Annotated in this window: 24 protein-coding genes; 17 read left to right on the plus strand and 7 right to left on the minus strand. The window is 75.0% G+C overall.

The window, feature by feature from the left end:
* Positions 1-46 precede the first annotated feature (46 nt).
* From ACIGG8_RS12080 to ACIGG8_RS12125, 10 genes are all read left to right on the plus strand, one after another.
* A complete protein-coding gene (locus tag ACIGG8_RS12080) occupies positions 47-805 on the plus strand; it encodes an alpha/beta fold hydrolase (RefSeq protein ID WP_396547403.1) in 759 nt (252 codons plus the stop codon).
* Between the two features lie 219 nt (positions 806-1,024).
* Entirely contained in the window at positions 1,025-1,804 is a 780-nt protein-coding gene (locus tag ACIGG8_RS12085; protein WP_396547405.1) for an alpha/beta hydrolase, read from the plus strand.
* A 210-nt stretch (positions 1,805-2,014) separates the two neighbouring features.
* Positions 2,015-2,986, plus strand: coding sequence for an urea transporter (locus ACIGG8_RS12090; RefSeq protein ID WP_396547407.1), 972 nt, complete (start codon positions 2,015-2,017; stop codon positions 2,984-2,986).
* 57 nt (positions 2,987-3,043) lie between these two features.
* The gene (locus ACIGG8_RS12095; protein WP_363652535.1) at positions 3,044-3,349 is read left to right on the plus strand and encodes an urease subunit gamma; all 306 of its coding nucleotides are present in this window, start codon (positions 3,044-3,046) and stop codon (positions 3,347-3,349) included.
* 3 nt (positions 3,350-3,352) lie between these two features.
* A complete protein-coding gene (locus ACIGG8_RS12100; RefSeq protein WP_396547409.1) occupies positions 3,353-4,288 on the plus strand; it encodes a sirohydrochlorin chelatase in 936 nt (311 codons plus the stop codon).
* A 23-nt stretch (positions 4,289-4,311) separates the two neighbouring features.
* On the plus strand, positions 4,312-4,857 hold the full coding sequence (locus ACIGG8_RS12105; protein WP_396547411.1) for an urease subunit beta: 546 nt from the start codon (positions 4,312-4,314) through the stop codon (positions 4,855-4,857).
* Positions 4,857-6,581, plus strand: coding sequence for an urease subunit alpha (ureC, locus tag ACIGG8_RS12110; protein ID WP_396547413.1), 1,725 nt, complete (start codon positions 4,857-4,859; stop codon positions 6,579-6,581). The genes ACIGG8_RS12105 and ureC overlap by 1 nt, the downstream gene beginning before the upstream one ends.
* Positions 6,578-7,303 (plus strand): urease accessory protein UreF, encoded by a 726-nt coding sequence (locus tag ACIGG8_RS12115; RefSeq protein WP_396547414.1) that lies wholly within the window; start codon positions 6,578-6,580, stop codon positions 7,301-7,303. Before ureC ends, ACIGG8_RS12115 begins: the two co-directional genes overlap by 4 nt.
* An 86-nt stretch (positions 7,304-7,389) precedes the next feature.
* Complete coding sequence (gene ureG, locus ACIGG8_RS12120; RefSeq protein WP_350519127.1) at positions 7,390-8,010, plus strand: urease accessory protein UreG; 621 nt, start codon at positions 7,390-7,392, stop codon at positions 8,008-8,010.
* Positions 8,007-9,059 (plus strand): urease accessory protein UreD, encoded by a 1,053-nt coding sequence (locus tag ACIGG8_RS12125; protein WP_396547416.1) that lies wholly within the window; start codon positions 8,007-8,009, stop codon positions 9,057-9,059. Before ureG ends, ACIGG8_RS12125 begins: the two co-directional genes overlap by 4 nt.
* Here ACIGG8_RS12125 and ACIGG8_RS12130 read toward each other — a convergent pair.
* Positions 9,056-9,538 (minus strand): MarR family transcriptional regulator, encoded by a 483-nt coding sequence (locus ACIGG8_RS12130; protein WP_350519125.1) that lies wholly within the window; start codon positions 9,536-9,538, stop codon positions 9,056-9,058. The two genes, ACIGG8_RS12125 and ACIGG8_RS12130, sit on opposite strands and share 4 nt — an antisense overlap.
* Positions 9,539-9,624: 86 nt before the next feature.
* Between ACIGG8_RS12130 and ACIGG8_RS12135 the strand changes: the two genes are divergently transcribed.
* The 4 genes from ACIGG8_RS12135 to ACIGG8_RS12150 all read left to right on the plus strand — a co-directional run bounded on the left by ACIGG8_RS12135 (position 9,625) and on the right by ACIGG8_RS12150 (position 12,141).
* Complete coding sequence (locus tag ACIGG8_RS12135; RefSeq protein WP_396547419.1) at positions 9,625-10,521, plus strand: NmrA family NAD(P)-binding protein; 897 nt, start codon at positions 9,625-9,627, stop codon at positions 10,519-10,521.
* Between the two features lie 16 nt (positions 10,522-10,537).
* Positions 10,538-10,969, plus strand: a complete 432-nt coding sequence (locus ACIGG8_RS12140; protein WP_396547421.1) for a hypothetical protein — start codon at positions 10,538-10,540, stop codon at positions 10,967-10,969.
* A gap of 339 nt (positions 10,970-11,308) precedes the next feature.
* Positions 11,309-11,512 carry a hypothetical protein gene (locus ACIGG8_RS12145; RefSeq protein WP_396547529.1) on the plus strand — a complete coding sequence of 68 codons (204 nt, stop codon included), beginning with the start codon at positions 11,309-11,311 and terminating at the stop codon, positions 11,510-11,512.
* Complete coding sequence (locus ACIGG8_RS12150; RefSeq protein ID WP_396547518.1) at positions 11,509-12,141, plus strand: restriction endonuclease; 633 nt, start codon at positions 11,509-11,511, stop codon at positions 12,139-12,141. Before ACIGG8_RS12145 ends, ACIGG8_RS12150 begins: the two co-directional genes overlap by 4 nt.
* On the opposite strand, the gene ACIGG8_RS12155 is transcribed toward ACIGG8_RS12150, so the two are convergent.
* From ACIGG8_RS12155 to ACIGG8_RS12165, 3 genes are all read right to left on the minus strand, one after another.
* Complete coding sequence (locus ACIGG8_RS12155; RefSeq protein WP_396547422.1) at positions 12,122-15,085, minus strand: NACHT domain-containing protein; 2,964 nt, start codon at positions 15,083-15,085, stop codon at positions 12,122-12,124. The genes ACIGG8_RS12150 and ACIGG8_RS12155 overlap by 20 nt on opposite strands.
* Before the next feature lie 5 nt (positions 15,086-15,090).
* Complete coding sequence (locus ACIGG8_RS12160; protein WP_396547423.1) at positions 15,091-15,609, minus strand: protein phosphatase; 519 nt, start codon at positions 15,607-15,609, stop codon at positions 15,091-15,093.
* 73 nt (positions 15,610-15,682) lie between these two features.
* Positions 15,683-17,263: a LuxR C-terminal-related transcriptional regulator gene (locus ACIGG8_RS12165; protein ID WP_396547425.1), complete on the minus strand. Its 1,581-nt coding sequence runs from the start codon at positions 17,261-17,263 to the stop codon at positions 15,683-15,685.
* Between the two features lie 149 nt (positions 17,264-17,412).
* On the opposite strand from ACIGG8_RS12165, the gene ACIGG8_RS12170 reads away from it, so the two are divergent.
* The 3 genes from ACIGG8_RS12170 (at position 17,413) to ACIGG8_RS12180 (ending at position 20,349) form a co-directional block, all read left to right on the plus strand.
* Positions 17,413-18,339, plus strand: coding sequence for an NADP-dependent oxidoreductase (locus ACIGG8_RS12170; RefSeq protein WP_396547427.1), 927 nt, complete (start codon positions 17,413-17,415; stop codon positions 18,337-18,339).
* Between the two features lie 309 nt (positions 18,340-18,648).
* A complete protein-coding gene (locus ACIGG8_RS12175; protein WP_396547428.1) occupies positions 18,649-19,440 on the plus strand; it encodes an SDR family NAD(P)-dependent oxidoreductase in 792 nt (263 codons plus the stop codon).
* 132 nt (positions 19,441-19,572) lie between these two features.
* Entirely contained in the window at positions 19,573-20,349 is a 777-nt protein-coding gene (locus ACIGG8_RS12180) for a GNAT family N-acetyltransferase (RefSeq protein WP_396547429.1), read from the plus strand.
* Here the strand turns inward: ACIGG8_RS12180 and ACIGG8_RS12185 are convergent.
* From ACIGG8_RS12185 to ACIGG8_RS12195, 3 genes are all read right to left on the minus strand, one after another.
* Positions 20,244-21,266, minus strand: a complete 1,023-nt coding sequence (locus ACIGG8_RS12185; protein WP_396547430.1) for an NACHT domain-containing protein — start codon at positions 21,264-21,266, stop codon at positions 20,244-20,246. The genes ACIGG8_RS12180 and ACIGG8_RS12185 overlap by 106 nt on opposite strands.
* A gap of 144 nt (positions 21,267-21,410) precedes the next feature.
* Positions 21,411-22,082, minus strand: coding sequence for an ABC transporter ATP-binding protein (locus tag ACIGG8_RS12190; protein WP_396547431.1), 672 nt, complete (start codon positions 22,080-22,082; stop codon positions 21,411-21,413).
* Positions 22,082-22,963, minus strand: coding sequence for an ABC transporter ATP-binding protein (locus tag ACIGG8_RS12195; RefSeq protein ID WP_396547432.1), 882 nt, complete (start codon positions 22,961-22,963; stop codon positions 22,082-22,084). Before ACIGG8_RS12195 ends, ACIGG8_RS12190 begins: the two co-directional genes overlap by 1 nt.
* Positions 22,964-22,987 lie beyond the last annotated feature (24 nt).

The following is a 22,987-nucleotide window of genomic DNA, read 5'->3' on the forward strand; positions in this document are numbered from 1 at the left end:
GGAAATCGCTTGGGGAACCGGCGGTTGGGCGGTTAGCATCCGCTCGATGATCATTTCTCATGACGTAGCAGGCAGTGGGCCCGCCGTGGTGCTGCTGCACTCCTCGGTGTGCGACCGACGGATGTGGGACGCGCAGTGGCAGCCGCTGCTCGACGCCGGGTACCGGGTGGTGCGGGCGGACTTCCACGGGTTCGGCGAGTCGCCGCTCTCGGAGGTCCCGTACAGCGACTCCCGGGACGTCCTGGCGCTCCTGGACCACCTGGGCATCGAGTCCGCCGCGCTGGTCGGCGCCTCGCACGGCGGGCGGATCGCCCTGACGGTGGCCGCGCTGCGGCCGCAGGCCGTCACCGCGCTGGCGCTGCTGGCGGCGGGCATGCCCGGGCACGAGCCCAGCGAGACCCTGCGGGCGTTCGGCGACCGCGAGGAGGAGCTGATCGAGGCCGGTGACATCGACGGCGCCGTCGCGCTGAACGTCGACACCTGGCTGGGCCCGGAGGCGACCGCGGAGGTGCGCGAGGACGTCCGGCGGATGCAGCGGCACGCGTTCGACGTGCAGATGGAGGCGACGGTCGGCCCGGACAAGGAGGAGGTCGACCTCTCGTCGGTCACCGCCCCGGCCCTGGCCGTCGGCGGCGCGCACGACCTGCCGGACTTCCGGGAGATCGCCGCGACCCTCGCGGCCGTCCTGCCGAACGCCCGGCACCTGGAGCTGCCGTGGGCCGGTCACCTGCCGAGCCTGGAGCGCCCGGAGGAGACCACCGCGCTGCTGCTGGACTTCCTGAAGGAGCACGCGGCGGCCCGGTAGCGGCCGGTCCGCACCGAGCGCGAGCACGGGGGCGCGGGGAGGGGACGTCGGCGGATCCGACGTCCCCTCCCCGCTGTTCACTGCCGTCCGCCGCTGTCCGCTCCTCTCCCCGCTGTCCGCTGCCGTACCCGCCGTTCGCCGCCCGGCGGTGGGGCCCGTGCGGTGGCGGACTGGGGCATTGACCGGACTCGAACGCGTGTCGGGGGCCATGATGGCGGGGTGGACTTCACCTCGGAGATCGACACGGACGGCGTCTCGGAACGCGGCTTCACCCTCGACGGCGTGCCCGGTGTGCTCTGGCAGCCGGCCGGACCGCCGCTCGGCGGGCGGCCGCTGGTGCTGCTGGGGCACGGTGGCGGCGGGAGCAGCCGGACGGTCGAGGAGCGGGCCCGCCGGTGCGTCGTGCGGTACGGCTACGCCGCGGTGGCGCTGGACGCGCCGGGGCACGGGGAGCGGCCGCGCAGCGCGCAGGACGAGCGGTTCGTCACGGAGATCGGGGAGTTGCTGGCGGCCCGGCGGCCGATCAGCGCGTGGGTGGCGCGGCACACGGCGGCCCTCGCGGAGCGGGCGGTGCCGGAGTGGGTGGCCGTGCTGGACGCCCTACAGGGGCCGGACGCCCCGTACGGGCCGGACACGCCGGGCAGGCCCGACGCCCCGGACGCCCCGTACGGGCCGGTCGGGTTCTGGGGGCTGTCGCTGGGGAGCGTGGTCGGGATCCCGCTCGCGGCGGCCGAACCCCGCATCACCGCCGCGGTGTTCGGGCTGACGGGGCACACGGCGCAGACCGAGGCGGCGGAGCGGGTGGGTGTGCCGCTGGAGTTCGTCCTGCAGTGGGACGACGAGCTGGTCCCGCGGGAGGGGGCGCTGGCGCTGTTCGGCGCGTTCGGCTCGGGCGAGAAGACGCTGCACGCCAATCCCGGCGGCCATCTGGAGGTGCCGGACTTCGAGGTGGAGGCCTCGGAGGGGTTCCTGGTCCGGCATTTGGGCATCCCTGAGTAAAACTTCGCAAAGAATTCCCCCCTCCGGGGACGCCGACCCCCGCCTTTTTCAACAAAATGTTGCAGTTCAACGGCCCTGTGGTCACGCTTCGTCGATTTGACGTAACGGCCCGTATGTGACCGACTTCGCAATCCGTAGGAGTACGGTTCCGGAGGAATCGCCGGGGGCTGTCTCCAAACCCACCGGCCGTACCGGGAATTGGTGCGAAGCATGGGTCAGTACGAGGGTGGGGAGAGCACGGTCGCGCCGGCTCGTCCGATATCCGTCAGGTTGGTCGCCGAAGTCCTGCGCGGCGTCGCTCAGGTCGATTTCATGCCGTCCGCCGTGTGCGGACTCCTCTTCGTGGCCGCACTGTTCGCGGCCGGCCCGCAGTTCGGGCTCTACGGTCTGCTCGGCACCGCCGTCTCGACCGCCGTCGCGTACGGGCTGGGGCTCGACCGGCGCGCCGTCCGGGCCGGGCTGCACGGGTACAACGGGTGCCTGGTGGCGCTGGGTTGCGCGGTCCTCCTCGGGGCCGGGCACCCGGCCACGGTCGCGGTGGCGGTGCTCGGCTCGGCCGTCGCCGTGGTGGTCACGGCGGGGCTCGGGACGGTCCTGGCGGTGTGGCGGCTCCCGGCGCTGACCGCGCCGTTCTGCCTGGTCGCGACGGGCCTCACGGTCGCTGCCCCCGGGTTCCGGCGGCTGTGGCGCGGCGCCGAGGCGCCCGCCGCCCTGCCCGCGGTCGCCGTCGGGGAGGCCGGGCCGGGCTGGGACGAGCTCTGGCGCGGCTTCTTCGCGAACATCGGTCAGATCTTCTTCATGCCCCAGTGGTACGTCGGCCTGCTGTTCCTGGCCGGCCTCTTCGCCGCGAGCCGTCTCGCGGGCCTGATGGCCTGTGCGGGCAGAGCCACCGGTCTGCTCACCGCCTGGGGTCTCGGCGCACCCGCCGAGGCGGTCGGGCAGGGGCTGCTCGGCTACAGCGGCGTGCTGGTGGCGCTCGCGCTGTGCGGGGTCTTCGTCGCCCCGAGCCGCTGGAGCGCGGGCTACGCCCTGCTCGGCGCGGCCACCGCCACCGTCCTGACCCCGGCGCTCGCGGCGATCTGCGCGCCCTTCGGCGGCCACGCCTTCACCTGGCCGTTCGTGCTGACCACGATGCTGTTCCTGGCGGCCGTACCGGCCGTTCCCCGCCTGCGCCGGGTCTGATTGTCCGTCCAACTCCCTTGCATTTCATCGGATCCTCGGAAAGGAAGAGTGATTCCCGTGAATCTCTCGCCCCGTGAGATGGACAAGCTGTACATCTACGTCGTCGCCGATCTGGCCCGCAAACGCCGGGACCGCGGCGTCAAGCTGAACTACAGCGAGGCCTGCGCACTCATCAGCGAAGCCATCATGGAAGGCGCCCGGGACGGCCGCACCGTCGCCGAATGCATGGAAATCGGCAAGCAGGTCGTCGGCAACGCCGACGTCATGCCCGGCGTGCGCGAGATGCTGCCGCTGCTCCAGGTCGAGGCCGCGTTCCTGGACGGCACCAAGCTCGTCTCCTGCCACGACCCGGTGGGTGCCTGAGCCATGACGCCACCGCAGTCCGCCACGGTGGTGCTGGCCGGCGGGCACGAGAGCGACGGCGGCCGGGACCTCGCCCCGCTGGTGGCGGCCGACCCCGCCGTCCACGCCGCCGCCCCGGCGGGCCGCCCGCTCGCCGAGGCCGTCCGCCGCGCGCTGGCCGCCGACGACCGGCCGGTCTGCGTCGTGCCGATGACGCTCGGCCGCGACCCCCGGCTGGTGGCCGACAGCGCCCGGGCACTGCGCTGGCTCGCCGCCGGCGAGGGCCGCGGCCGGCTCGCGCTGGCCGCGCCCTTCGGCGCCGCCGAGCACCTCATCGGCTGGCTGCGGGCCGCCGCCCGCACCGCCCCCGACGGCGCCCTGCTGGTCACCGCCCCGACGGCCGGTCCCTTCGAGGACGCCGAACTGTTCCGGATCGCCCGACTGGTCCGCCAGTACGGACGGCACCGCTGGGTGGAGGTCGCCTTCGAGGGCGGTGACCCCGACCCGGCCGAGGGCGCCGAACGCTGCCGCCTGCTCGGCGCCCGCGAGGTGACGGCCGTTCCGGCCTCCTTCGGCCCGGCCCTGCGTGCCGCGCTTCCCGGCGTCCGGGACGGCGCGCGGGACGGCGCCGGGGTGGGCTCGCGGGACGGCGCAGGGAAGGGCTCGCGGGACGGCACGCGCGACGGTGAGCCCGCCGTCGCGCCCGCCGGCATCCGCGACGGAGGCCCGCTGCTGCGCCCGTCGGCGATCGCCGGCGTGATCGCGGCGCGGACGGCGGCCGCACTGCACACGCTCGGGCACGGGGAGGACGGCATCCGGGCCGGCCTCGACGCGGAGCACGGGCACGGCTACCCGCACAGCCACGGACCGGGCGCGGCCCACCACCCCCACAGCCACCCGCACCCCGGTCAGCACCCCCACCGGCACCACCCCCACGCACCCGCACACACCCCCCACTGAACCGGCAGAGAGGAAGGCCAGCCATGTCTGGTGGCGCCGCATACCTGTACGGCGACGACCCGGTGGAGATCAACGCCGGCCGCGCCAAGGCCACCATCACGGTCAGCAACACCGGAGACCGGGCGATCCAGGTCGGTTCCCACTACCACTTCTTCGAGGCCAACCGCGCGCTCGACTTCGACCGCAACGCCGCCTTCGGCAAGCACCTGGACATCCCGGCCGGCACCGCCGTCCGCTTCGAGCCCGGCGACACCAAGGACGTCACGCTCGCCGAGTTCGGCGGCCACCGCCGCCTGGTCGGCTTCAGCAACCTGGTGGACGGCGGCATCGCCGCGCCCGCCACCCGGGCCCGCGCCATCGGCAGGGCGCTCGCCCTCGGCTTCAAGGGCACCAACCTCGACCTCAAGGAGGACCGGCCCCGGGACCTCCACACGGCGATCCACCCGGACCCCCACCCGAACCCCCACGCGGAGATCCTCCCGGACCTCCACGCCGAGATCCACACGAAGGTCCACGCGAAGGTCCCCCCGGAGACGCACCCGGCGACCCACCAGGAAGGCGCCCGCTGATGGCCATCCTCTCCCGCAGGCAGTACACCGACCTGTTCGGCCCCACCGTCGGCGACCGCTTCCACCTCGCCGACACCAACCTGGTGGTCGAGGTCGAGCAGGACTTCAACCAGGGCCACTACGGCGACGAGGCCGTCTACGGCGGCGGCAAGGGCATCCGCGACGGCATGGCCCAGGACCCCGCCGCCACCTCCGTCCAGGGCGCGCTCGACCTGGTCATCACCAACGTCGTCGTCATGGACGCGGTACTCGGCGTGGTCAAGGGCGACATCGGCGTCAAGGGCGGCTTCATCACCGCCGTCGGCAAGGCCGGGAACCCGCACACCCAGAGCGGCGTGCACCCCGAGCTGGTGATCGGCCCCGGCACCGAGGTGATCTCCGGCGAGCACCTGATCGCCACCGCGGGCGGCATCGACACCCACATCCACTTCATCTCCCCGCAGCAGGTGCAGGAGGCGCTGAGCAACGGCATCACCACCCTGATCGGCGGCGGCACCGGCCCCTCCGACGGCACCAACGGCACCACCTGCACCCCCGGCCCGTGGAACATCGGCCGGATGTACCAGGCTGTCGAGGACCTGCCGGTCAACGTCGGGCTGCTCGGCAAGGGAAACGGCTCGCTCCCGGGCGCGCTGCGCGAACAGGTCGAGGCGGGCGTGTGCGGCCTCAAGGTGCACGAGGACTGGGGCAGCACCCCGGCCGCGATCGACAGCGCGCTGAGCGTCGCCGACGAGTACGACGTCCAGGTGGCCATCCACACGGACACCCTCAACGAGTCCGGCTACTTCGAGGACACCCTGTCGGCGATCGACGGCCGCACCATCCACACCTTCCACACCGAGGGCGCCGGGGGCGGCCACGCCCCGGACATCATGCGGATCGCCGGCGAGCCCAACGTGCTGCCGTCCTCCACCAATCCGACGCTGCCCTACACCGTCAACTCGGTCGACGAACTGCTGGACATGGTGATGGTCTGCCACCACCTCAGCCACGACATCCCCGAGGACGTCTCCTTCGCCGACTCCCGGGTGCGCGCCGAGACCATCGCCGCCGAGACCGTCCTGCACGACGAGGGCGTCATCTCGATCTTCTCCTCCGACTCGCAGGCGATGGGCCGGATCGGCGAGTCCTTCACCCGCGCCTTCCAGACCGCCCACCACTGCAAGGACCAGCGCGGCAAGCTCGCCGGCGACAGCGAACGCCACGACAACGTCCGGGTGCTGCGCTACCTCGCCAAGCTCACCATCAACCCGGCCCTCGCCTCCGGCACCGCCGACCACATCGGCTCGCTGGAGCCCGGCAAGCTCGCCGACATCGTGCTGTGGCCGATCAACTCCTTCGCTGCCAAGCCCAAGATGGTGATCAAGGGCGGGGTGATCAACTGGGCGCTGATGGGCGACCCCAACGCCTCGCTGCCCACCCCGCAACCGGTGTACTACCGCCCCATGTTCGGCGCGTACGGGCGGGCCAAGCAGGCCACCCGGGTCTCCTTCATGTCCCGGGCGGCGGTGGACCTCGGCGTCCCGGAACAGCTCGGGCTGGACAGCCGGGTGCTGCCGGTGCGGCGGTGCCGGTCGGTCGGCAAGCAGCACATGGTGCGCAACGACGCGCTGCCGAAGATCGCGGTCGACCCGGAGACCTACCGGGTCACCCTGGACGGCGAGCCGGCGACCATCGAGCCGGCCCGTGAACTGCCGCTCAACCACCTGTTCTACCTCGCGTGAGCGCCGACTCCGGGGGCCCGGGCGGCGTTCCCGAGGACCGGCTGGACGCCCTGCTGGTCTGCCTCCAGCTGACCGACTCCGCCTTCCCCAGTGGCTTCTACACCCTCTCGCACGGCCTCGAAGGCTACGCCCAGGCCAAGGCCGTCACCCCGGACACGCTGCCCGAACTGCTCGCCGACCTGCTGCGGCACGGCGTCGGACCATCCGACGCCACCGCGCTCGCCCTCGCCCACCGGGCCGCCTCGGCGGGCGACTGGGACCTGCTCGCCGAGACCGACCAGCGGCTGCACGCCACCAAGCTCAACCGGGAGCTGCGGCTGGCCGCGACCCGGACCGGGCGCCAACTCCTGGACATCGCACGGGAGTCGGTGGGCGGCGAGCCGCTGGAGCGGTACGCCGCGCTGGTCGCGGACAAACGCGCGCCCGGCTGCCAGGCGGTGGCCGCCGGGGTGGCCTACGCCTCGGCCGCCGTTCCCGTCGAACAGGCAGTCACCGGCGACCTGTTCGCGTTCTGCAGCAGCTTCGTCGGCGCGGCGCTGCGGCTGCGGCTGACCGACCACCGCCGGGCGCAGGTGGTGCTGCGGGCGGTCGCGCCGGTCATCCGGGAGGTCGTGTCGGCCGCCCTGGTGCGGGAGTCGGCCGACCTGGGCGGCTGCGTGCCGGTGGCCGACGCGATGTCCGGACGCCACGAACGGGCCGAGGCCCGGCTGTTCGCGAGCTGAACCCCCGGACGTGCACGACGTGACGACCGCAACCTGACGTACGCACCACAACGCGACGTGAACAACGTCGCACCAGAGGAGGAGAGTTGACCGAGAACGTGCTCCGCGTGGGCATCGGCGGGCCGGTGGGCTCCGGCAAGACGGCGCTGATCGAAGCCCTCGTCCCGGTGCTGATCGCGCGCGGCCACCGCCCCGCCGTCGTCACCAACGACATCTACACCCAGGAGGACGCCCAGCACGTGCGCCGCACCCTGGCCGGGCTGCTGGACCCGGAGCGGGTGGTCGGCGTGGAGACCGGCGCCTGCCCGCACACCGCCGTCCGGGACGACCCGACGATGAACCTCGCGGCCGGCGCCGAACTCCTGGAACGCTTCCCGGACGTCGACACCCTGCTGTTCGAGTCCGGCGGCGACAACCTCACGCTGACCTTCAGCCCGGTGCTGGTCGACCTCTTCCTGTTCGTCCTCGACACCGCCGAGGGCGAGAAGATGCCCCGCAAGCGCGGCCCGGGCATCACCGAGTCGGAGCTGCTGGTCATCAACAAGATCGACATCGCCCAGTACGTCCGCGCCGACCTCGGCATCATGGAGTCCGACGCCCGCCGGGTGCGCGAGGGCGGCCCCGTGGTGCTCACCAACTGCCTGACGGGGGAGGGGCTGGAGGAGATCGCCGCGTTCCTGGAGACCTTCCGGAAGGTGCCGGCGTGACCGGGGCGCGGTCGCGCGTCGCACCGCCGGCGGTGCCCCGGCTCGACCCCCGGCACTACGAGCCCGCCCGCGTCCCGTACGAGGTCCGCCGCCACGCCGGGACGCCCGACACCCTCGCGGTCGGGCGCCCCGGCAAGGTCGGGCTGCTGGAACTGGCCTTCGAGCGGATCGGCGGACGCACCGAACTCACCGGCCACTACCAGAAGTCGCCGCTGCAGATCATGCGCCCGCTGTACTTCGACCCGGCCCGCCCCGACCTCGCCGTCACCTTCCTGATGTCCACCGGCGGCGGCGTCCTGCAGGCCGACCGGCTGCGTACGGACGTGCGCTGCGGCGCCGACACGGCCGTCCACCTCACCACCCAGGCGGCCACCAAGGTCTACCGGATGGAGCACGACTACGCGACGCAGCTCCTGTCCCTGGCTGCCGGCCCGGGCGCCTACGTCGAGTACCTGCCCGAGCCGGTGATCCCCTTCGTCGACTCCCGCCTCTACCAGCGCACCGTCCTGACCGTCGACCCGGGAGCGACGGTGCTGGCGAGCGAGACGGTGCTGGCCGGCCGCCTCGCGCGGGGCGAGCGCAACGCCTACCGGGTGTTCGCCTCGGACTTCGAAGTGCGCCGCCCGGACGGCCGGTTGGTGGCCCTGGACACCGTACGGCTGGAACCCGCGCGCTCCGGCGGCGGGTCGGGGGCGGGCGTCGGCGGTGCAGGCGGCGTCGGTGGCGGAACCGGCGCTGGTGGTGCAGGCGGCGCCGGTGGTGGAACGGGAGTCGACGGTCCGGCCGTGCTGGCCGGCCACGACGTGATGTCCAGCCTCTACGTCCTCACCCCGCTCGCGCCGCCCGCGCTGGTCGCGGACGCCCTGCACGAGGCGCTGGCCGGCTCCGGCCTGCTGTACGGCGTCAGCGTGCTCCCCGAGGACAGCGGCGCCTGGCTGCGCCTGCTCGGCTCGGACACCCGCGCCTGCGCGGCCGCGCTGCGCTCGGCCTGGGACGCGGTGCGCCGGCTGCTGATCGGGGCCCCGGCGCCGGAACTCCGCAAGACCTAGGAGGCGGCCGGGGCGTCGTCGCTTCCCGTCAGGCGGGCGATCTGGCGGTGGCTGAGCTCCACCGTGCGGTTCATGTGCCGCAGCAGGAAGGCGAGTTCGTCCTCGCTGTCGTCGGCGAAGGCGGCCGCCCAGTCGGCGCCCAGGGTGCGCCACACCGCTCCGAAGCGCTCCAGCGCCTCGGGGCGGACGGCGACCAGGACGCGGCGGCGGTCGGCCTCGTCCCGCCGGCGGGCGACCAGGCCGGCCTTCTCCAGGCGGTCGACCAGCCGGGTGGCCGAGCCGCTGGTGAGGCCGGTCAGCTCGGCGATCCGGCCGGTGGTGACCGGGCCGTCCTCCAGGGTGAGCAGGTTGAGGCACTGGACGTCGGTGGGGTGCATGCCGAGATGGTCGGCGACGGCCTGGTTGAACAGCACGTAGGAGGCCAGGTAGCGGCGTGAGACCGGCCACAGCCGTGCCATCAGTTCGTCGCGGGTCGTCATGGGGGAAGGGTAACCGGCCGTCCGTCGGCGGCAGCCTGCCGGATAATTGGTTGCGTGGCGCAGACATCTCTTTCTATGTTGTCTGCATGACGCAGATAAATGGCCTTCCCGGGTTCCCCGAGGTCTCCGAGCTCCCCGTCGCCGTCACCGGCGCCACCGGCGCCCAGGGCGGTGCCACCGCCCGCGCCCTGCTCCGCGCCGGCCGTCCGGTCCGCGCCCTCACCCGCGACACCGGATCGCCGGCCGCCGCCCGACTCGCCGCGCTCGGCGCCCGCGTGGTGCACGCCGACTTCGACGACCCGGCCACGCTGGCCGCGGCACTGGACGGCGCGGGCGCGCTGTTCGCGATGTCCACCCCGTTCGGCACGGACCTCGACACCGAGGTCCGCCAGGGCATCGCCCTGCTCGACGCGGCGGCCGCCGCCGGTGTGCGGCACGTGCTCCTCACCTCCGCCACCAACGCCGACCGCTCCACCGGCATCCCGCACTTCGACTCAAAGCAGCGCATCGAACAGCACCTGGCCGGGCTCGACCTGCCCTGGACCGTCATCGGCCCGGCCGCCTTCCTGGACAACTACGACAACGACTGGACCCTCCGGTCCCTGCGCGAGGGCGTCTTCCACCTCCCCATGCCGCCCGGCGTCCCCATCCCGGTGATCGCCGTCGAGACCATCGGCGCCTTCGCCGCCCACGTCCTCACCCACCCCGACGCGTACGCGGGCCGCCGGATCGACATCGCCTCCCAGTGGTGCACCGGCGATCAGATCGCCGCCGCGATCGCCGCCGCCAGCGGACGCCCGATCCGCTGCGAGGAGGTGCCGCTGACCGTCGTCGAGACCTACTCCGAGGACCTCGCCGCGATGTTCCGCTACTTCCAGGAGTCCGGCCTCGACATCGACACCGACGGCCTGCACGCCGCCCACCCGGACATCGACTGGCAGCCGCTGGAGGCCTGGGCCGCCGCCCGGACGTGGGACCTCTGACGGGTACCGTGGCGGCATGGCCCGCAGGACACCGCGCAGGATCCACGTCGACGGCCGCGACTACCGCTGGACCGTCCGCTCCCGGGACGCCGGGCACGTCGTGGTCCGGGTCTGGCCGGACACCCCCGAGTGCGCCGGGCGTTGCGAGGGCTCCGAGGACGTCGGGGGCCGGAGCCGCAGCCGCCTCGGCCGCACCGGGGGCGCCGGCCGCCCGCTGGAGGTCACCCTCCGCTTCGACGACCCCTGGCTCCACTACGGCGTCCTGCTGACCGCCCCTGCCGAGCGCATCGCCGAGGTCTTCCAACTCGCCCCGGTCACCCCCGCCCTGACCGCCGCCCTGGTCCGGGCCGGCCTCGCCGCCGGCTGGCGGCCCGAGCAGCCGGGCGCGCCACGGCGCTTCACCATGGACGGCGGGCCGGCCGACTTCACGCTCCACCGGGAGGAGTGAACGGCCGACGGGCGCCGGGAAGTGCACCGTACGAGCCGGGTGCCTTCGCGCCAACCTGACGGCACGGCATCGGTGCTGCTCGGCGGCGGTGCCGAGGCGCGCCGCCGGGAGTCGGCCGGAGTGTCGGGTGTCCGGTTCCGGACGGTGCGGTCGTGCGTGTGCCGAGGAACCGCTGCTACATCGAGGGACGGGGTCGGCGGCGCACCGGGCGCCGTCCCCCGCTCGGGAGGCGCAGTGGCAGGCCGGGACGACCGGGTCCTCGTACGGGCACATCTCCGCCGTCGGCCGCGACCGGGCGGCGGGGCCTCCCCACGGGGCAGCGGCTGGCTCATCGCCGGGGTGGTGGCGGCACTGTGGCTCTGGAGCCGCTTCGTCGGGTTCTCCGACACCCCGCCCGCCGCCCCGCCGCCGACCCCGGCGTCCACCGCCGCGCCGGGGGCGGTGTCGACCGCCGCGCCGACCGCGTCCGCGCCCACGGCCTCCGCGCCAGCGTCCGCGTCCGCGTCCACGGCCTCCGCGCCCGCCGAGATCGGCGCGCCCTGATGGCCCGCGCCGTCCGCGTCCGCCGCCCGCGCGGTGCGGGTGAGCGGCTGGGCGCCGCCCTGGTCGCGGTGGCGGCCGCCGTGCTCGTCGTCGGCGTGCTCCAGTCGCTGCTGCGGTCCTGGGTGTTCCTCGCGGTGGTCTCGGCCGGCTGCCTGCTGTCCGCCGCCCGCGGTCCCGCCCTCGACCGGGCCCGGACCAGGCGGCTCGCCGCCCTGCGGATACCGCTGGCCACCGTCGACGCGATGGACGACCGGGCCTTCGAGTTCGCGCTGCGCGACCTGCTGGTCCGGGACGGCTGGAGCGCGCGGCAGGTCGGCCGGCACGGCGACCAGGCGGCCGACGTGATCGGCCACCACCCGCGGCTCGGCCGCATCGTGCTGCAGGCCAAGCACACCAGGGTCGCGGCCAAGGTCGGCGTGCACGTGATGTACCAGGTGAAGGGCACCGCCGGCCCGGCCCACGGCGCCGACGTGGCCGTGGTGGTGACCAACGGCGGTCTGACCCGGGACGCCAAGGCCTGGGGCGACCGGCACGCCGTCCACTGGCTGGACCGGGCGCGGCTGGCGGCCTGGGCGGAGGGCGGGGTGCCGCTGGAGGAGGTGCTGCGGCTCAGGCGCAGGCGGAGGTGAGGCGGGCGACGGCGGCCAGGCCGGACCGGGCGGCGTCGCGGACGGCCTGCTCGGTGTCCGCGGCCGCCGCGTGCTCCAGGACGGTCCGGGTCCCGGGCCGGTCGGGCCACTGCCAGGCGAGCATGGTCAGCGCCCGGCGGCGCACCTCCCGGCCGGGATCGTCCTGCGCCCGCGCGTGGACGACGGACTCGGCGTCGTCGGGGGCGAGCACCGCGTAGTGGCCCAGTGCGGCGCCACGGACTCCCTGGTCCGGGTCCGCCGTGGCCCGGTCCAGGAGGAGCAGCACCGTCTCCGGGTGCGAACCCCGGTACTGGGCCAGGAGGTTGACCGCCTTCAGCCTCAGTTCGGAGTTCTCCGGGCCGGTTGCGAACCGGGTGAGCAGTTCGACGGTCGCCGGGTTGTCGGCGTCCAGGTGGGCGAGGCCTTCGAGGGCGCGGCGGCGGGTGCTGGGGCTGCGGTCGTGCAGCGCCCGGTCGTGCAGCACCGGCAGGACGGCCCGGGTGTCGGTCCGCCGGCGCGCCAGTTCGCGGACGGCGGTCTCCCGGACGCTGATCTGCAGGTCGCCCGCCGCGCGGTCGAGGAGCAGCGGCAGCACCTCGGGGTGCGCGGGCCAGGACCGGGCGAGGGACTGGAGGGCGTCGCACCGGACGGACCCCGTCGTGCCGTTGGCGGCGAGGTCCAGCAGCTGCACCGGGTCGCCCGCGGCGCCGGGAAGCGTGGTCATGGGCGGGACGTCGACCACGTCGCGGCCGACGAACATCGGCGTGGCCAGGGCCGCCTCGACCTCCGGCAGCAGTGGCACGACGTCCGGGTGATCGGGCCATCCGTCCGCCAGCTCGAACAGCACCCTCATCCGGAGCGGGAAGAAGGACTGCTCGGCCGCGATCGCCAGCAGCGCCGGCACGATGCCGGGATGAGCGCTCCACCGGCGGGCCAGTGCGGTGACGGCGGCGTGCGTGTTGTCCCCGGGGCCGAACGCGGCGAGGGCCAGGGAGGTCTCGATGTCGGTGTGGAGGGCGACCGCCACGGTGACCCTCGCGCTGGTCGACGAGGCGAACTGCCCGTGCAGGTGGAACCAGCGGAGGTAGCGCTCGCGCCCCGTCCAGCCGGGAACCGCGCTCAGCGCGGCCAGCGGGGCCAGGAGCGGATCGGTCTTGAAGGCCATGGTGGTGTACCCCGCGAGGCGGCCGGTGAGGCCGTCGATCGCCCGGTCGCTCTGGGCCCGCAGCAGTCCGACCTTCCGCACCTCGGCCAGGGACCGGATCGCCAGGACCAGTGAGGTGTCGTCGCCCCGGTCGAGCAGGTGGTCGATCGCCGTCGCCGCGTCGTGCTCGCTGAGGTGGTTGACCACCAGCAGGAGCACCTCGTGCCACGCCGGGTCGTCGGCCCTGCGCGCGAAGACCTCCTCGATCAGGCCCTCCGGCGTCCACTCGCGCTGCACGGTGTAGCGGTGGACGATGTCCTCCGCCGCCAGGTGTTCCAGGAACGCGCGGTGCACGAAGCCGTACACCTCGCCGCCGTACCTCGCCAGGATGAAGTTGCGCTCACGCAGCTGGTCCCGCAGGGCGCGGGCGGCGGCGAGGCACTGGTGCACCGGAAGCCCGAACTGGCCGAAGTAGTCCCGGAAGACGCACTCCAGCTCCTCGGCGTGGATGTGGTTGCCCGCGATGCCTCCGGTGCCCTCCTGCATCCGGCGGGCGAGCAGGCGCAGCAGTTCCAGGCGCTCGCGGTCGTCGAGGAGGTCGATGGCCTCGGCGGCGCCGGGCTTCAGCGGGGTGCTCAGGTGCTTGGTGTCGCGGTCCCAGTGGGCGACCAGGACCCGGACGGCGTGCTCGTAGACGCCCCGGCGGTCCCTGGGCAGGGTACGGCGCCGGCCGATGATCGCGAGGACGGTCAACAGCAGGGGATTCCCGGCGAGTTCGCGGATCGGCCGGGAGGCGTCCACCGCGTCGGTGATGCGTTCGACCAGCCGGGCGGCGAGTTCGGGGTCCGCCGGGCAGGCGATCGCGTACCAGCGGCGGGCGAAGTCGGCGACCCGGCCGTGGTCGAGGTCCTGCAGCATGAAGTGCGTGAAGCCGGCGCCGCCGAGGGCCGCGCGCTGGTAGCCGATGACCCGCGAGGTGACGACGACGCGCGCCCGCTCGTAGCGGGCCGCGAAGGCGGCGATCCGTTCGGCGGTGGCGGCGCGCACCCCCGGGTCGAAGAGCTCGTCGAGGCCGTCGAAGACGATCACCACCCGGCCCTCGTCGAGGAGCCGCAGCAGTTCGGGCCGGGGGAGGGACATCCCGGCGACGCGGTGGCGGTGGTCGAGGAAGTCCTCGAACGTGCCGTCGCGCCAGTGCCCTTCGGCGTACTGGCGCAGTTCGACCACCAGCGGCACCAGCCCGTCCAGCGGGGCGAGCGGCCCGGCAGCACCCTGGCAGAGGGTGAGGGCCAGGTACCGGGCGAGGGTGGACTTCCCGGAGCCGGGGTCGCCGAGCAGGACGACCCGACGGCCGCGCGGTCCGGTCAGGACGGACAGCGCGTCCTCGGTCGGCCGGTCCAGGTAGTCGTCGCACAGCTGCTCGACGGCCGGCCGGCCGAGCCCGGGCGGGAGCGCGTCCCCGGCGAACTCGCCGTACGCCGCGAGCCGTTGGACCAGTTCACGGGGCAGCTCCACCGGCGGCGGGTCCTCCCGGACCTGTGGGGTGACGAACACCTCCCGCAGCTCCACGGCCGGGTGCTCGCCCTGTTCGGACAGCGGGGTGAGCACCTCAAGGTCCAGCCGGCCGTACGTCTCCCGCACGCGGCGGGCGTACGCGGCGCAGGCGGCCGCCGTCGACCCGGCGGAGACCTCCGGCCCGCCGGCGCGGGTCAGATTGATCGTCCCGGCCTGGTAGACGTCGCCGGTGATCGTGTCGACGGTGACCCGGTTGACCGCCGAAACCTCAGGATCCCCACCCATGCCGCCTAGGCTAGCCGCTCCACGAACTTCCGCTGCCACGGCGTCTCGACGGCGTGCCGGCTGTAGTGCTCGCGCACGTACGCGACCGCCTCCGCCGCCGGGACGCCGTCCAGCACCGCGATGCAGGCGAGCGCGGTGCCCGTGCGGCCGCGCCCGCCGGCGCAGGCGAGTTCGACCCGCTCGGTGGCGGCGCGCTCCCAGGCCTCACGGAAGGCGTCGGCCGCGTCCGCGCGGTCGCCGGGCAGCCGGAAGTCGGGCCAGCGCACCCAGCGGTGCTCCCACGCGATGCCCTTCGGCGGCCGGCCCAACAGGTAGAGGCCGAAGGTGGGTCGGGGCCCTGGCGGCAGCGGGAGGCTCAGGCCGCGGCCGCGCAGCAGGCGGCCGGAGGGCAGGCGCAGCAGACCGGGGGTGCCGGGCGCCCAGGGGGTCGGCGGCCCGGCGGGGCCGGCGGGGCCGGCGGGGAGGGTCGGGTCGGAGGTGTCGGAGGCGTCGGCCGGGTGGGCCGGGTGGGTCGGGTCGGTCATGTGGTGGCTCTCCGGGGAGTCGGCGGCCGTGCGGCGCGGGTGGGGCGGGCGGGGCGGGGTGCGGGCGCCCGGCTCAGGACGCCACGTACAGGCCCAGCGTGCCGCCCGGCATCCCGGCGCGGTGGGCCAGGGCCGCCGCCTCGCCGCGCGAGGCCACGCCCAGCTTCGCCAGGATGTTGGCGACGTGGAACTTCACCGTCGACTCGCTGATGTGCAGCGCGGCGGCGATGTCGCGGTTGCGCCGGCCCTGGGCGAGCTGGTCGAGGACCTCCAACTCCCGCGGCTGGAGGCCGTCCAGGGGGTCGGTGGCGAGGGCGGGCTCGGGGAGGGCGAGCGGCAGGTCGACCGTCACCGTGGTGCCCCAGCCGGGGACGGCCTCGACGGTGCAGCGGCCGCCGAGCGCGGTGATGCGGTCGGCGGTGCGGTGCACGGTGAGGGCGTCGGCGGCCAGCACGCCCAGGCCGTCGCCGCGGACCACCGACCGCAGGGCGGCGCCGTCCGGGGTGAACTGCCAACTGACGTGCAGGCGGCTCGGTTTGTCCTGCTCCAGCATCACCAGGACGGCCACCCGGACGGCGTCCCGGGCGGTGTGCGCGGCGTCCGCCGGGACGGAGCGGCCGGCCTCCGCCGGGGGCGCCGCGTCCAGCCGCACCCGGGTGTGCCGCAGCAGCGGGCGCAGCTCCCGGGCGAGCCGGGCGAAGGCCGCGTCGGCCGGCTCCTCGCTGAGCGTGCGGTCCAGGTCGGCGCCCCGGCGCAGGTCGAGCAGGGCGGTGACGGCCAGTTCGGTGGCCGTGCGGCGCGCGGTCGCGTCGTCCAGGTCGGGCGATCGCAGCGGCGCCAGGATGGCGCTGAGCGCCGCACTGTGGGTGCCGGTGAACTCGGCGATCGCCCGCGCGCGGGCGTTGGCGGAGGCGCGGGAGGCCGCCGCGTGCTTGGGGCCCGCGTCGGTGGCGCGGTGGTCGGAGTGGGCGATGACCAGGTCCCACAGCTGCTGCAGGACGGCGAGGGCCCCCGGCGCCACGGGGTCGGCGTTCGCCCGGACGAGCACCAGGACGGCGCCGTGGCCGGCGCCCGGTGCGGGGCCGGCGCCCGACGTGCCGCCGTCCGAGCTGCTGCTGCTGCTGCTGCCGCCGCCGCTCGTGCTCGGGGTGGTGCCGCCCGGGGCCGGGATGGTGCCGCCCGGGGCCGGGGTGGTGCCGCTCGTGGTCGGGGTGGCGCCGGCCACGGGTGGGGCGCCGCCGCCCGTGCTGGTCGAGACGACGACCACCGGTCGGATGCGGCCCGCGAGTTCGGCCTCGCCCTGCCAGGGCCGGCCGGCCGAGGTGGTCGCGGTGGTGCGCTCGGCCAGTCGGGACAGCTCCAGGCTGCTGACCCCCTCGGTCAGCTCCGGCAGGCCGTACGCGTACGTGGGGGAGAGCGTGCACACGCCGCTGAGCTGGGCGACCGCCACGTGCGGCACGAGCGTCCCGAGCATCGTGGAGAGACGCAGCAGGAGTTCCGGCCGCGGCGTGCGCAGCACCTCCACGGCCCGCGCCAGCGCGTCCTCGGGGCGGCCCCAGGCCTCCCGCCACCCCTCGTCCGCGCCGCCGGCACCGCCCGTGCCGACCTGGTCGTCCCTGCCGCTCGTCCCGCGCACGCCGTCCACACCATCCATGCCGTCGAGCCTAGTCCGGTCGCGATCGGATCCGCCTGGCCGTTCGGACAGGTCGAACCGTCCGAACGGGCAGGGTCCCGGGCCAGGGCCCCGGGACCACGATGGGAACCGCCGGAAGTGCCACATCACCGAAACCCCGAGGAGCTTCCATGACCAAGGCGATCGCCTTCCACGAGTACGGCGGCGCGGAGGTGCTGCGCCCGATCGACATCGAGCTGCCCGCCCCCGGTCCCGGCCAGGTGCGGGTCGCGGTCCGCACGGTGGGCGTCAACCCGCTGGACCACAAGGTGCGCAGCGGCGCGATGGCCGACTTCTTCCCGGTCGTCTTCCCGGCCGTGAACGGCTACGAGGTGGCCGGTGTGGTGGAGACCGTCGGTGAGGGCGTGAGCGGATTCGCGCCCGGCGACGAGGTGTTCGGCGCCGTGATGGGCGGCGGCTACGCCGAGCACGTGCTGGTGCCCGCCGAGATGCTGGGCCACAAGCCGGCCTCGCTCGGCTGGGAGGAGGCCGCGGCGATCCCGGTGGCGGCCGAGACCGCCGAGCGGGCGCTCGACATCCTCGGTGCGCGGTCGGGCGAGACCCTGCTGGTGCACGGCGCGGCCGGCGGGGTCGGCACGGTGCTCCTGCAGTTCGCCCGGGCGCGCGGGATCACCGTGATCGGCACCGCGAGCGAGGCCAACCACGACCACCTGCGCGAGCTCGGCGCGATCCCGGTGACGTACGGCGAGGGCCTGGCCGAGCGGGTGCGGAAGGCCGCCCCGGGCGGGGTGGACCGGGCCCTGGACGCGGTCGGGCAGGGCGGGGTGCTGCCGCTGTCCATCGAGCTGACGGGCGGTGCGGACCGGGTCCTGACCATTGCCGACTTCGCGGGCGCGCAGCAGTACGGCGTTCGTGTCTCCGGCGGCGGCGAGGTCGAGTTCCACCACCAGCGGGCCTACGCCGCCGCGCTCGCCCTGCACGAGGCCGGGACGCTGCGGCTGCCGCTGCACCGGGTGTTCCCGCTGGCGGAGGCGGCCGAGGCGCAGCGGGTCAGCGAGCGGGGGCACCTGCGCGGCAAGATCGTCCTCACGGTCTGACGCCGGGTCCGGCGGCCGCACGTACGCCGCTCCTCGCACACCTGTGCGGAGCGGCAGGTACCGGTCCCCCGAAATGGACCCGGGGTGGACCGGGGTGGGGCCGGGGGCGCGGGTGCCGGGTGCGGGCGGCAACGGCGTTTGGCAGTCCGGCCGTTGACCTCGCAGTCGGCCCTTCCCCGGGGCGTGCCGTCCGGCGACGCTCCGGCGCCGAGGCGCGCCGCGACGTCGTAGGGCGGAACGCCGACGCGCCGACCGTGCGCGGCGGCGGAAGCCCGGCTTCCACCCGCTCCGGTCGGTAGAGTCACGCCCATGGTGACGGTGGACGCGGCGGGAAGCCCTGCGGCCGGTCGGCTGGCCGGCCGCTCCTGCGTGGTGACGGGTGCGGCGAGCGGCATCGGACGGGCCGTCGCCGAGCGGTTCGTCCGCGAGGGCGCGGCGGTCGTCGCCGCCGATGTCGACGCCGCGGGGCTGGACCGGCTGGCCGGGCAACTCCCCGGCGCCGTCAGCACGGTGGTCGGCGACGTGGCCGACGACGAGGACGCCCGCCGGATGGTCGCGGCCGCCGTCGAGCGGCACGGCCGACTGGACGTCCTGGTCGCCAACGCCGGGGTGATCCCGCTGATGGAGATCACCGAGGCCACCGCGGAGGACTGGGACCGCGTGATGGCCGTGGACGGCCGCGGCATGTTCCTCACCTGCAAGTACGCGATCCGGGCGATGACCGCCCAGGAGCGGCCGGGCGGCGCGATCGTCTGCCTCTCCTCGATCTCCGGCGAGGCCGGCCAGCGCGGCCAAGCGGTGTACGGGCCCGCCAAGTTCGTCGCCTCCGGCCTCACCAAGCACCTCGCCGTCGAGTGGGCCGACCGCGGCATCCGGGTCAACGCCGTCGCCCCCGGCACCATCACCACCGAGCGCGTCGCCCGTCTGCGCGACGAGCCCGGCGGTCCCGAGTACCTCGCGGCGATCGAGAAGCTCCACCCGATGGGCCGCCTCGGCGCCCCGGACGAGGTCGCCGCCGCCGTCCTCTTCCTGGCCTCCGACGACGCCTCCTTCATCACCGGCGCCGTCCTGCCCGTCGATGGTGGGTACCTGGCGCAGTAGCGCCCGCGCGGAGCCGCCCCGCCGGGCAGCCCACCCGGTTTGCGGGGTCGGTCGGGTGGCCCGCGTGGCCGCGCGGACGGTCGGGCGGGAAACCCGGTGGCGTGCGCCGCCGCGCCGTGCTGGAGTGAGCGGATGGATCATGACGAGGTGCTCGCCCTGTTCGACGAGCGAATCCGGCGCAACGCACAGTCCGACGGCCCCGGTGTCCGGGTCGAGCACGACGGTGCGGTGGTGCGGCTGGTGGGCGGGCCGGGCGACTGGAACGGCGTGGTGTGGTCCGGCCTGGACGAGGCCGGGGCGGACGCGGCGATCGCCGCGCAGGTGCGCCACTTCACCGAACTGGGACTGGAGTTCGAGTGGAAGGCCTACTCCCACGACCGCCCTTCGGACCTGGGGCAGCGGCTGCTCGCAGCCGGCTTCGAGCCCGAACCGGACGAGGCGCTGATGGTCGCCCGGATCGCCGACCTGCCGACCGAGGTGGTCCTCCCCGAAGGCGTGCGGCTGCACGCGGTGACCGACCCGGCCGGGGTGGACCTGATGGTGGAGGCCCACGCCCAGGCCTTCGGCACCGACCTCCCGGGCCTGCGCGAGCGGATGCTCGGCCACCTGCGGCACGGCAGCGACACCGTCAGCATGGTCGTCGCCCTGGCCGGCGACCGCCCGGTGTCGGCGGCCCGGATGGAACTGAACCCCGGCACCGGCTTCGCCGGCCTCTGGGGCGGCGGCACCGCCCCCGACTGGCGCGGCCGGGGCATCTACCGCGCCCTCGTCGCCCACCGCGCCCGCGTCGCCGCCGACCACGGCTACCGGTACCTCCAGGTCGACGCGAGCGACGACAGCCGCCCCATCCTCCAGCGCCTCGGCTTCGTCCGGCTGAGCACGACGACGCCGTACGTGTACCGGCCGTAGGGCCCGGTCCGCGGCGCGTGCGTCGGATCTCGGATCTCCCGGCCCGGCCGCCGGGCCGGAGGCCGTCCCGGACGGTGATCCCGGCCCGTGATCCACTTCCGGTCGTTCCCCCTGATCAACCAGGAGCCACGTACGGGCTGATCGTCCACGACGGCGGCGCGGCGAGCCTCGGGATCGATCTCCGCGACGCCCGCCGGTGTGATCGGCCGGGCCCGGACGGCGGCGGAGGAGTCGAGGACCCGGGCCTCCTTGGCGGCCTGCCGGTACTCGTCGGTGCGGCTGGTGAGGACCACGGGGTCGCCGGCGGCGAGGGTCCGGTTCAGCAGCCGGAACGCCGGTGCCTGCTGGGCGGGCGGGAGTTCGTCGAAGCCGTCCAGGACGGGCAGCACGCGGCCCTCGGCGGGCAGCCGGGGCACCGGCAGGGACGGGTAGTCCTTGCGCAGCCGCTCGGCGAGCCAGTCGCGCAGACCCTGCCGGGCGGGGTTCCAGGGGGCGAGCGGCACGAGGACCGGGACGGGGTCGTCGGGGCCGAGCCGGTCGATCAGGGCGAGCAGCAGCAGGACGGCGAGCGAGGTCTTCCCGGAGCCGGCGTCCCCGAGGACCACCTGGCGCCGCTCCGGCAGCGCCAGGAAGGCCTTCGCGAACGCGGCGAGGTCGGCGGACGACGCCTCGGGCAGCGCTCCGGCGAGTTCGGTACGGTCGGCGAGGTGCCGGTCCGCCCGCCACGGCACCGGCAGCGGCACGGGGTCGAACAGCCCCCGGGCCGCCGCCTCGTCGCGCCACTGGCGGGCGACGGCGAGGGCCAGTCGGCGGGCGTCGGGGTCGGTGGTCGTGGGCTGCGGCCCGCCGTAGAGGTTGATCACCTCGGTCTGGTGGACGGTGCGCGCCTGTCCGCCGGAGAACCGGTTGGACGTCACGCTCTGCTTCGCCCTGCCCCGGGCATCGTTGTGAACCTCGTCCCGCACGGTTCCTCAGCGTACCCGCGGGGGAAGGCAGTCGGACCGCCTGTGCGGAGTGGGACGGCCTCCCTCCCGACTGGGGGCGGGCCCGGCCCGCGCCGGTCATCGGGTGACTGCGAACCGCCCCGGGAACGGCTCCCCGGGCTCACCCGAGAAGACCACCTCGCCCCGGTGCAGCACGTGCACCACGGCCGCCCCGGCGAGCGTGCGCGGCAGCGACTGCGAGGCCAGCACCACCGTACGGCCGGCGGCGGCGTCCGCCAACAGACGGGCGTGCAGCCGGGCGGCGACGGCGGGGGCGAGGCCCCGCTCGGGCTCGTCGAGCAGGAGGAACGTCGGTCGGGCCGCCAACGCCCTTCCGACGGCGACCAGTTGCTGCTGGCCGCCGGAGAGACTGCCGGCCCGGCGGTCCAGCAGCCCGGTCAACTCGGGGAAGAGTTCCAGCACTTCGGTCGGGCCCGGGCCGCCCAGGGTCAGGTTCTCGGCGACGGTCAGCGACCCGAACGCCCCGCGCTCGGCGGGGACGAGAGCCAGCCCCCGCCGTACCCGCTGGTACACCGACAGCCCGCCGATGTCCCGGCCCCGCCACAGCGCCCGCCCGCCCGACAGCGGTACGACCCCGGCGAGGGCGTGCAGCACGCTCGTCCGTCCGGCGCCGTTGCGGCCGAGCAGGACGGTGAGGGCGGCGGAGGGGAAGGCGAGGTCGACCCCGTGCAGTGCCTCCAGCGGGCCGTACCGGACCCGGGCGGCGCGGAGCGCGGCTTCGACGGGCATCAGGTCACCGCCCCCCAGACCCGGGTGACCCGGGGATCGACCAGGACGGTAGCGGTCGGGCCGCCCGCCACCATCCGGCCCTCGACCATGGCGTAGACGGAGTCCGCGAGTTCGGCGACCAGCTCGACGTCGTGCTCGACCAGCAGCAGCGCCATGCCGCGCCCGGCCAGGCTCCGCAGCACGGACACCAGACGGGCCGTCTGCGCGGCGTCGAGTCCGGCGGCCGGCTCGTCCAGCAGCAGCACCCGGGGCTCGCCCGCCAGCGCCCGCGCCAGCTCCACCAGCCGCAGCACGCCGGTGGGCTGCGCCCCGGCGGGCTCGGCGGCGACGTCCTGCAGCCCGAACAGCCGCAGCGCCCCGGCCGTCCGCTCGGCCACGGCCCGGGCCTCGACCCGCCCGCTCCGCCGGGGCCGTCCGGGCGGGTGGGGTCGCTGCTCGGTCCGTCGTCCTGTTCGTTGCTCGGTCCGTTGTCCTGTTGGTTGTTCCGCTCGTCGTTCCGTCCGCTGTTCGGCGCCGACCCGGACGTTGTCGGCCACCGAGAGGGTGGGGAAGACGGCGATCTGTTGGAAGGTCCTCGCCAACCCGAGCCGCACCCGCCGGTGGGCGGGCAGGCCGGTGACGTCCCGCCCGCCCAGCAGCACCCGCCCGGCGTCCGGACGCGCGGTGCCGGCGAGGCAGTCGAACAGGGTGCTCTTGCCTGCCCCGTTCGGCCCCACCAACGCCGTGATCCGCCCTGGCAACGCCACCAGGTCCACCCCGGCCACGGCCTCGATCCCCCCGTACCGCCGCACGATGCCCCGGGCGGTGAGCCGGGCAGCGGGGTGGGTGGCGGGGTGGTTTGCGGCGTGGGAGGCGGCGCGGCGGCCATGAGAGTCGCTCATGGCTGTCCGTTCCGTGCACCGAGG

The sequence above is a fragment of the Kitasatospora sp. NPDC085464 genome, assembly GCF_044541955.1.
In the GTDB taxonomy this organism is placed as follows: Bacteria; Actinomycetota; Actinomycetes; order Streptomycetales; family Streptomycetaceae; genus Kitasatospora.

Excerpts from the sequence above, each read along its gene's own strand:
- ACIGG8_RS12080 (WP_396547403.1), top strand. The coding sequence starts at position 47 with ATGATCATTTCTCATGACGTAGCAGGCAGTGGGCCCGCCGTGGTGCTG.
- ACIGG8_RS12090 (WP_396547407.1), top strand. The coding sequence starts at position 2,015 with ATGGGTCAGTACGAGGGTGGGGAGAGCACGGTCGCGCCGGCTCGTCCG.
- ACIGG8_RS12100 (WP_396547409.1), top strand. The coding sequence starts at position 3,353 with ATGACGCCACCGCAGTCCGCCACGGTGGTGCTGGCCGGCGGGCACGAG.
- ACIGG8_RS12105 (WP_396547411.1), top strand. The coding sequence starts at position 4,312 with ATGTCTGGTGGCGCCGCATACCTGTACGGCGACGACCCGGTGGAGATC.
- ureC (WP_396547413.1), top strand. The coding sequence starts at position 4,857 with ATGGCCATCCTCTCCCGCAGGCAGTACACCGACCTGTTCGGCCCCACC.
- ACIGG8_RS12130 (WP_350519125.1), bottom strand. The coding sequence starts at position 9,538 with ATGACGACCCGCGACGAACTGATGGCACGGCTGTGGCCGGTCTCACGC.
- ACIGG8_RS12135 (WP_396547419.1), top strand. The coding sequence starts at position 9,625 with ATGACGCAGATAAATGGCCTTCCCGGGTTCCCCGAGGTCTCCGAGCTC.
- ACIGG8_RS12140 (WP_396547421.1), top strand. The coding sequence starts at position 10,538 with ATGGCCCGCAGGACACCGCGCAGGATCCACGTCGACGGCCGCGACTAC.
- ACIGG8_RS12155 (WP_396547422.1), bottom strand. The coding sequence starts at position 15,085 with ATGGGTGGGGATCCTGAGGTTTCGGCGGTCAACCGGGTCACCGTCGAC.
- ACIGG8_RS12160 (WP_396547423.1), bottom strand. The coding sequence starts at position 15,609 with ATGACCGACCCGACCCACCCGGCCCACCCGGCCGACGCCTCCGACACC.
- ACIGG8_RS12165 (WP_396547425.1), bottom strand. The coding sequence starts at position 17,263 with ATGGATGGTGTGGACGGCGTGCGCGGGACGAGCGGCAGGGACGACCAG.
- ACIGG8_RS12170 (WP_396547427.1), top strand. The coding sequence starts at position 17,413 with ATGACCAAGGCGATCGCCTTCCACGAGTACGGCGGCGCGGAGGTGCTG.
- ACIGG8_RS12175 (WP_396547428.1), top strand. The coding sequence starts at position 18,649 with ATGGTGACGGTGGACGCGGCGGGAAGCCCTGCGGCCGGTCGGCTGGCC.
- ACIGG8_RS12180 (WP_396547429.1), top strand. The coding sequence starts at position 19,573 with ATGGATCATGACGAGGTGCTCGCCCTGTTCGACGAGCGAATCCGGCGC.
- ACIGG8_RS12190 (WP_396547431.1), bottom strand. The coding sequence starts at position 22,082 with ATGCCCGTCGAAGCCGCGCTCCGCGCCGCCCGGGTCCGGTACGGCCCG.
- ACIGG8_RS12195 (WP_396547432.1), bottom strand. The coding sequence starts at position 22,963 with ATGAGCGACTCTCATGGCCGCCGCGCCGCCTCCCACGCCGCAAACCAC.